At 70.3% G+C, this 7,450-nt stretch carries 7 protein-coding genes; 5 read left to right on the top strand and 2 right to left on the bottom strand.

All coding sequences use genetic code 11. The features are described from left to right. Positions 1-7: 7 nt before the first annotated feature. A complete protein-coding gene (locus Q0R13_RS02595) occupies positions 8-856 on the bottom strand; it encodes an N-acyl homoserine lactonase family protein (RefSeq protein WP_293899014.1) in 849 nt (282 codons plus the stop codon). A gap of 129 nt (positions 857-985) precedes the next feature. Between Q0R13_RS02595 and Q0R13_RS02600 the strand changes: the two genes are divergently transcribed. Further along, a complete protein-coding gene (locus Q0R13_RS02600; RefSeq protein WP_293899016.1) occupies positions 986-2,593 on the top strand; it encodes an NAD(P)/FAD-dependent oxidoreductase in 1,608 nt (535 codons plus the stop codon). Positions 2,594-2,633: 40 nt separating this feature from the next. Here the strand turns inward: Q0R13_RS02600 and Q0R13_RS02605 are convergent, their stop codons facing one another. Then, positions 2,634-3,296 (bottom strand): DnaJ domain-containing protein, encoded by a 663-nt coding sequence (locus tag Q0R13_RS02605; protein ID WP_293899018.1) that lies wholly within the window; start codon positions 3,294-3,296, stop codon positions 2,634-2,636. Between the two features lie 52 nt (positions 3,297-3,348). Between Q0R13_RS02605 and Q0R13_RS02610 the strand changes: the two genes are divergently transcribed. Genes Q0R13_RS02610 through Q0R13_RS02625 form a run of 4 tightly spaced genes read left to right on the top strand, consistent with a single transcriptional unit; the run spans position 3,349 to position 7,393 of the window. Beyond that, complete coding sequence (locus tag Q0R13_RS02610) at positions 3,349-3,621, top strand: BolA family protein (protein ID WP_293899020.1); 273 nt, start codon at positions 3,349-3,351, stop codon at positions 3,619-3,621. 60 nt (positions 3,622-3,681) lie between these two features. Then, positions 3,682-4,185, top strand: a complete 504-nt coding sequence (locus Q0R13_RS02615; protein WP_293899022.1) for a 2Fe-2S iron-sulfur cluster-binding protein — start codon at positions 3,682-3,684, stop codon at positions 4,183-4,185. After that, positions 4,182-5,132 carry a xanthine dehydrogenase family protein subunit M gene (locus Q0R13_RS02620; protein WP_293899025.1) on the top strand — a complete coding sequence of 317 codons (951 nt, stop codon included), beginning with the start codon at positions 4,182-4,184 and terminating at the stop codon, positions 5,130-5,132. The genes Q0R13_RS02615 and Q0R13_RS02620 overlap by 4 nt, the downstream gene beginning before the upstream one ends. Beyond that, positions 5,129-7,393, top strand: a complete 2,265-nt coding sequence (locus Q0R13_RS02625; RefSeq protein ID WP_293899028.1) for a xanthine dehydrogenase family protein molybdopterin-binding subunit — start codon at positions 5,129-5,131, stop codon at positions 7,391-7,393. The genes Q0R13_RS02620 and Q0R13_RS02625 overlap by 4 nt, the downstream gene beginning before the upstream one ends. Positions 7,394-7,450 lie beyond the last annotated feature (57 nt).

The raw sequence follows: 7,450 nt of genomic DNA on the forward strand, positions 1-7,450 counted from the left end.
CCTAGCGCTAACGCAGCGGCTCGGGAAACCTCGGCAGGGCGTCGAAATCGGCCTGGACGTGTTCCATTACCACGCGGGCGCCGGTCGCCTTCGCCAGGGCCTCGACCTTGTCCATGCTGCGCAGTGTCTGGGCGCGGTCGGTGTTGAAGCGCGGCACGCGCCGGGTCGCGCGGCTCTCGGCCATGTGCCACATGTCGCCCGTTAGCAGCACCGGCCCGGCCTGCTTCAGCCGCACCAGCAGGACGGTGTGTCCCGGCGTGTGGCCTGGCGCCTGGACGATCACCACCGATCCGTCGCCGAACACGCCGTAGTCGCCGTCGCCCTGGATCAGGATCGTCTTCGCCCCCTCCAGCGCGGCGTAGGGCGCAAATTCGTCCTGGTCGGCCCGGGCGGCGGGCCGGAAGGCGTAGGCGCGCTCGTCGGCGTCGACGATCCAGGTGGATGTCGCGAACAGGCCGCCGTTGCCGCTGTGGTCGAAATGGCTGTGGGAGACCGAGAGATAGTCGATGTCGACCGGCGTCAGGCCCAGCACCTTCAGCTGGTCGGTCAGCCGGTGGGTCACCGACATGCCATAGGCATTCCTGTGGCCCGGCAGGTCGGCGATGGCCTGCGACAGGCCGGTGTCCCAGATCAGGTCGCCCTTGGGATGGCGGATCAGGAAGCAGGGGACGACCAGGTCCCGCGCCTGACCCTTGTATGCGCCGTCGTCGGCATAGGCGTCCGCGTCGGTCTCGTGGATGCGGCCGCAGTCCATCGCATATAGCTCGACGCTCTTCGGCGCCGGCGGCTTGGCGACGGCGGGGCCGGCGAGAATCAGGCCTGCGAGAACGGCGGCGACCAGGCGGCGAAGGGGCATGGGCGGAGGTCCGGGCTGGGGGTGACCCCGCGACTTTGCCTCACCCGGGCGCCTTCCGCCACGTCGGGGCAGTCAGGGGCCGCCAAGTCCGGTATCGTCCGCCAAAACAACCTGACGCGGGAGTGGACCATGCCAAGCGAGACGGCCTTCGACGCGGTGATCGTGGGCGCCGGCTTCTCGGGCCTCTACATGCTGCACCGGTTGCGCCAGCAGGGGCTGACGGCGCGGGTCTATGAGGCCGGGACCGGGGTCGGCGGCACCTGGTACTGGAACCGCTATCCCGGCGCGCGGGTGGACATCGAGAGCCAGGAGTACAGTTACTCTTTCTCACCCGAACTAGACGCCGAGTGGGTCTGGAGCGAGCGCTACGCCACCCAACCCGAACTGCTGCGGTACCTCAACCACGTCGCCGACCGCTTCGACCTGCGGCCCGACATCCAGCTGGAGACCCGAGTCATCGCCGCGATCTTCGACGAGGCGACCAACCGCTGGACGATCGCCACCGACCGGGGCGAGACGCTGTCCGCTCGCTACTGCGTGATGGCCACGGGCGTGCTGTCGGTGGCCAACGACATCGCCTTTCCAGGCGCGGAGACCTTCAGGGGCCCGACCTGGCGCACCGGCAGCTGGCCCAAGGAGGGGGTCGACTTCACCGGCCAGACCGTGGCCGTCATCGGCACCGGCTCCTCGGCCATCCAGTCGATCCCGCTGATCGCCGCCGAGGCCGACCACGTCACCGTCTTCCAGCGCACCCCCAACTTCAGCGTCCCGGCGCACAATGGCCCGATCGACCCGCGGGTGGCCGCCGACTGGGCGCAGAACCGCGCGCGGTATCGGGCGGAGGCGCGCGAAAGCGGCTTCGCCATCGGCATGGTGCAGCAGTTCGACAAGCCGGCGCTGGAGGCCACCCCGGAAGAGCGCCGGGCCGCCTATGCGGAGCGCTGGGCGCGCGGCGGGTTCAGCTTCCTGGGCGCCTTCAACGACCTGATCACCGACCGGGCGGCCAACGACACCGCCGCCGAGTTCGTGCGCGACCGGATCCGGTCCATCGTCAATGACCCCGCGACCGCCGAGAAGCTGGCGCCCAAGAGCTTCCCGATCGGCTCCAAGCGGCTGTGCGTCGACACCGGCTACTACGCCACCTTCAACCGCGAGAACGTCGCCCTGGTGGACTTGCGCGAGGAACCCATCGAGGCGATCACCCCGGCCGGCGTCCGCACCTCGGCCCGCGAATACCCGGTCGACGCCATCGTCTACGCCATCGGCTTCGACGCCATGACCGGCGCCCTGGGCAAGATCGACATCCGCGGTCGCGGCGGCGCGGCGCTCAAGGACCGCTGGGCGGCGGGCCCCAGCACCTACCTGGGCCTGATGATCGCCGGCTTCCCGAACCTGTTCATCGTCACCGGGCCGGGCAGCCCCTCGGTGCTCTGCAACATGGCGGTCGCCATCGAGCAGCATGTCGACTGGATCTCCGACTGTATCGCCTGGATGGGCCACCGCCAGTTGGGGGCCATCGAGGCCACCGAGGCCGCCCAGGACGCGTGGGTCGCCCACGTCAACGAGGTGGCCGACACCACCGTCTATCCCCTGGCCAACTCGTGGTACCTGGGGGCCAATGTGCCCGGCAAACCCCGGGTCTTCATGCCCTACATCGGCGGCTTCCCGGTCTACCGCGACAAGTGCAACGAGATCGCGGCGAAGGGCTATGAGGGGTTCGCGGTGACCTCGAGCTGAACCTCCTCTCCCTCTCCACTTCGCGGGGGGAGAGGAGGCGCTAGACCATCCCCGCCTTGCGCAGGCTCTGGTACGAGCGGATCACCCGCTGCAGGCGGTTTTCGCCGGAGCGGTCGCCGTTGTTGGCGTCGGGGTGCAGGCGGCGGACCAGTTCGGTGTAGCGGGCGCGGATCTTCGGGGCGTCGGCGTTTTCGTCCAGGTCCAGGTCGGCCAGGGCGTTGCGCTCGATCTTGCCCAGCTTGCGGCTCTCGGCCTCGGGCTTGCGGGCGTGGTGGCCGCCGCCGCCGAACATGTTGAAGGGGTCGCGCATCCCGGGGTTCTGGGCCCCGCCCTTGTTGAACTTGGCGGCGAAGGCGGCGGCCTCGCGGCTCATGCGGCTGGCCTTCATGTCCCAGGTGGGCCGGCCGCCGGTCATCAGCTCGTCGGTCTGGCGCCGCCGGATCTCGGCGTCCGACAGGCCGGCGAAGAAGTTCCAGTTGCGATTGTACTCGGCCGCGTGCGGCTGGCAGAACCAGTAGTGCTCGTGCAGCATGTCGCGGGCCTTGGGCGCGCGGGCGTTGGCGACCCGGCGGCATCCCGGATGGTCGCAGGCCCGCTCCCCCGGCTTCAGGGCGTTGACGTCCGTCTCCGACGCGTCGTCCTTGGACGGCGGTCGCACGCGGATATCGACGAATCTGGGTTTATATTGAAACGCTCCGGCCATGGCCCAAGTATGGGGGGCAGAAACTTCCGTACAAGAATTGAAGATCGGGCCGATGGGCGCCATATTTGAAGCCATCCAGACCAAGCTGACTGATGCCTTCCAGCCCACCCGGCTGGAGATCGTCGATGACTCCGACCGGCACAGCGGCCACTCCGGTGCGCGGGAGGGCGGCGAGAGCCACTTCAACGTGACGATCGAGGCCCAGGCCTTCGCCGGCGCCGCCAAGGTGGCCCGCCAGCGGATGGTCTATCGAGCGCTCGCCGAGGAGCTGGCCGGTCAGCTCCATGCGCTGTCGGTCACGGCGCTGGCGCCTGGTGAAGGCTGAGGCGCAGACTAGGTTTCAAGAGCCGCGGCGGTTTGCGGCCAGGCATTCGGGAGGGACGGGTTGCAGACAACCATCACCGTCAATGGCGAGGCGCGGTCGCTCGACGTAGACCCGCGCACCACCTTGCTCGACCTGCTGCGCGAGCAGCTGAAGCTGACCGGGGCCAAGAAGGGCTGCGATCACGGCCAGTGCGGCGCATGCACGGTCCTGGTCAACGGCGTGCGGATCAATTCGTGCCTGTCGCTGGCCGTCTCGCATGATGGCGACGAGGTGGTCTCGATCGAAGGCGTCGGGCAGGTGGGCAAGCTGCACCCGGTGCAGCAGGCGTTCCTTAGCCAGGACGCGTTCCAGTGCGGCTACTGCACCCCCGGCCAGATCTGCTCGACGCTGGGCATGCTGCGCGAACTGGAGGCAGGGGCGCCCAGCCAGGAGACCGCGCCCGGCGCCAGGCCCGCGTTCACCGAGGCGGAGATCCGCGAGCGGATGAGCGGCAACATCTGCCGCTGCACCGCCTATCCGCAGATCGTCGAGGCCATCAAGCAGGCCGCGGAGATGATGGCGTGAGACCCTTCACCTACGAGCGTGCGACCAGCGCCCTCAGCGCGGTGAAAACCGCGGCGCTGACGCCCAACGCCAGGTTCATCGCCGGCGGCACCAACCTGCTGGACCTGATGAAGCTGGACATCGAGCATCCGGCCCACCTGATCGACGTCAGCCGCCTGCCGATGGCGGCCATCGAACCGACGCCGGAGGGCGGCCTGCGGATCGGGGCGGCGGCCTCGAACAGCGCGGTGGCGGCCGATCCCACCGTGCGCGCCCGCTATCCGGTGCTGTCGGAGGCCATCGTGGCCGGCGCCTCGCCGCAACTGCGCAACAAGGCCAGCGTGGGGGGCAACCTGCTGCAGCGGACCCGCTGTGCCTATTTCTACGACACCACCAAGCCTTGCAACAAACGCGCGCCGGGCTCGGGTTGCGGCGCCCTGGAGGGGCTGAACCGCAACGCCGCGATCTTCGGCGCCAGCCACGCCTGCATCGCCACCCACACCTCCGACATGGCGGTGGCGCTGGTGGCCCTGGGCGCGCGGGTGGAGATGCTGTCGCCGTCCGGCGACCCGCGCAGCTTCCCGGTGATGGAGCTCCACCGGCTGCCGGGCGAGAATCCGCAGTACGAAACCCACCTGATCCCCGGCGAGCTGATCACCGCGGTGGTCCTGCCGCCGCCGCCGACCGGCGGGCAGATCTATCGCAAGGTGCGCGACCGGGCGTCCTACGCCGGCGGCTTGGCCAGCGTGGCGGTGGCCGGCGGCCAGGTGGCGCTGGGCATGGTCGCGGCCAAGCCCTGGCGCGCGGCGGAGACCGAGGGCGCACTGGCGTCCGGCGCCTCGCCCGCTGAGGCCATCGCCAAGGAGCTGGAGGGCGCGAGCCCGCTCGGCCGCAACGACTTCAAGATCTCCCTGGTGGCCCGCCTCGCGGCGGCCGCCATCGGCGAAGCCAAGGCGAGGGGCCAATGAGTTCTGTTCACGACTGGGAAGCCCCCAATCCGGTGAAGACCAACCGCTCGGGCCTGATCGGCAAGGGCGTCGCCCGCTACGAGGGGCCCCTGAAGGTCACCGGGACCGCGCCCTACGCCTATGAGGTGCAGCCGCCGTCGCCGCCGGCCTATGGGGTGATGGTGGGCGCCGCCATCGCCTGCGGGCGGGTCGTCGGCGCCGATATCGCCGCGGCCGAGGCTTCGCCGGGCGTGCTGGCGGTCTGGACCCACTTCAACGTGCCGAAACAGGCGCCCAAGGGGACCAAGGCCCATCCGCGCAGCACGTCCCCCTCGCGCCCGGCCCTGGAGGACGCGCACGTCCTCCACTTCGGCCAGCCGGTGGCTTTCGTGGTCGCCGACACCTTGGAGAACGCGGTCGCCGCCTCGCACCTGGTCAAGCTGACCTACGACGCCGACACGCCCGACGTGGACTTCCGCGCCCGCCTGGAGGCCGCCGGCCAGCCGCCGGGCGAGCTGGACGTGGAGATCGGCGACTTCGTGCGCGGCTTCAGCGACGCCGCCGTCCAGCTCGACGAGACCTGGACCACCCCGATCCAGAACCACTGCCAGATGGAGCCCTGCGCTTCCACCGTGTGGTGGGAAGGCGACAAATGCATCGCCCACACCTCGGTCCAGATGGTGAAGCCCGCCCAGCACGGCCTGGCCGAGACGCTCGGCATCCCGCGCGACGACGTCCAGCTGCTGACCCGCTACATCGGCGGCGGCTTCGGGGGCAAGGGCCAGACCTATGACGACCTGACCCTGGCGGCCCTGGGTGCGCGCGCGGTCGGGCGGCCGGTCAAGGTGGCCTACACCCGCCAGCAGATGATGCACGGCACCATCCACCGGCCGGCCACGGTGATGCGGGTGCGGCTGGGCGCGGCCCGGGACGGCCGGCTGGACGCTCTGTCGATGATGACCTGGACCCACTGCCACCGGGACGGCAACTTCACCGAGCACGCATCGAACTTCTGCCGCGCCCTCTATGCCGCACCCAACCGGCTGACCGGCCACCGGCTGATCCACCTGGACCTGCCGGGCGCGGGGCCGATGCGCGCGCCGGGCGAGGCGTCGGGGACCCTGAGCCTGGAATGCGCCATGGACGAGCTGGCCGAGCGGCTGGGCCTGGATCCGGTGGAACTGCGTATCCGCAACGAGCCGCCGGTCGATCCCGAGAACGGCCGGCCGTTCTCCATGCGCCAGCTGGTCCGCTGCCTGAAGGAGGGCGCGCAGCTGTTCGGCTGGGACCGCCGCCTGCCGACCCCCGGCCAGGTCCGCGACGGGCGCTGGCTGGTGGGCATGGGCATGGCCGCCGCCATCCGTGGCAACTTCCTGCTGCCCGCCAAGTGCAGCTTCACGGTCGAGCCGGACGGCACGATCGTCGTGCGCCAGGGGATGACCGACATCGGCACCGGCACCTACACGGTCCTGGCCCAGATCGCGGCCGAGACCCTGGGCGTGCCCTTGGGCCAGGTGCGGGTGGAGATCGGCGATTCGGAACTGCCCCCGGCCCCCGGCTCCGGCGGCCAGTTCGGCGCAGCGACCGCCGGTTCGGCGGCCCTGATGGCGGGCATGAACCTGAAGAAGGTCATCGCTGCCCTGGCCGTGGGCGACCCCGGCTCTCCGCTGCATGCCGGCGCACCCGAGGAGGTGACGTTTCAGGACGGCGTGATCGCGATCTCCAACCGCTCCGAGACCCTCTCCGACCTGATTCGCCGCGCCGCGCCGGAGGGCCTGACGGTCGAGGGCGAGATCCGCCCCGCCCAGGACGCCCGCGAGTGGAGCACCCAGACCTACGGCGCGCACTTCGTGGAGGTCGGCGTCGATCCGGTAACCGGCGAGGTACGGGTGCGCCGGATGCTCGGCGTGTTCGCCGCCGGCCGCATCCTCAACGCCAAGACCGCGCGCAGCCAGCTGACCGGCGGCATGATCTGGGGCGTCGGATCCGCCCTGACCGAGGGCAATGCCGTGGATCCGCGCTATGGCTCGCTGATCAACCAGGACCTGGCCCAGTACCTGGTGCCGGTGCAGGCCGACATCGGCGAGGTCGAGGCGATCATGCTGGACGAGGTGGACGACAAGGCCAACCCGATGGGCATCAAGGGGGTCGGCGAACTGGGCAACTCCGGCGCCGGCGCCGCGGTGGCCAACGCCGTCTACAACGCCTGCGGCGTGCGCCTGCGCGACTACCCGATCACGCCGGACAAGCTGCTGGCGGGCCTGATCGCGAAAGGGATGTAGCCCCCCTATCCCCCCGCGAACAATCTCCTCTCCCCCGCGAAGCGAGAGGGAGAGGGC

This window comes from Phenylobacterium sp. (assembly GCF_025351295.1).
Taxonomy (GTDB): Bacteria; Pseudomonadota; Alphaproteobacteria; order Caulobacterales; family Caulobacteraceae; genus Phenylobacterium.

Coding starts and splice junctions, on each gene's coding strand:
- Q0R13_RS02600 (WP_293899016.1), top strand. CDS start 986: ATGCCAAGCGAGACGGCCTTCGACGCGGTGATCGTGGGCGCCGGCTTC.
- Q0R13_RS02605 (WP_293899018.1), bottom strand. CDS start 3,296: ATGGCCGGAGCGTTTCAATATAAACCCAGATTCGTCGATATCCGCGTG.
- Q0R13_RS02610 (WP_293899020.1), top strand. CDS start 3,349: ATGGGCGCCATATTTGAAGCCATCCAGACCAAGCTGACTGATGCCTTC.
- Q0R13_RS02625 (WP_293899028.1), top strand. CDS start 5,129: ATGAGTTCTGTTCACGACTGGGAAGCCCCCAATCCGGTGAAGACCAAC.
- Q0R13_RS02595 (WP_293899014.1), bottom strand. CDS start 856: ATGCCCCTTCGCCGCCTGGTCGCCGCCGTTCTCGCAGGCCTGATTCTC.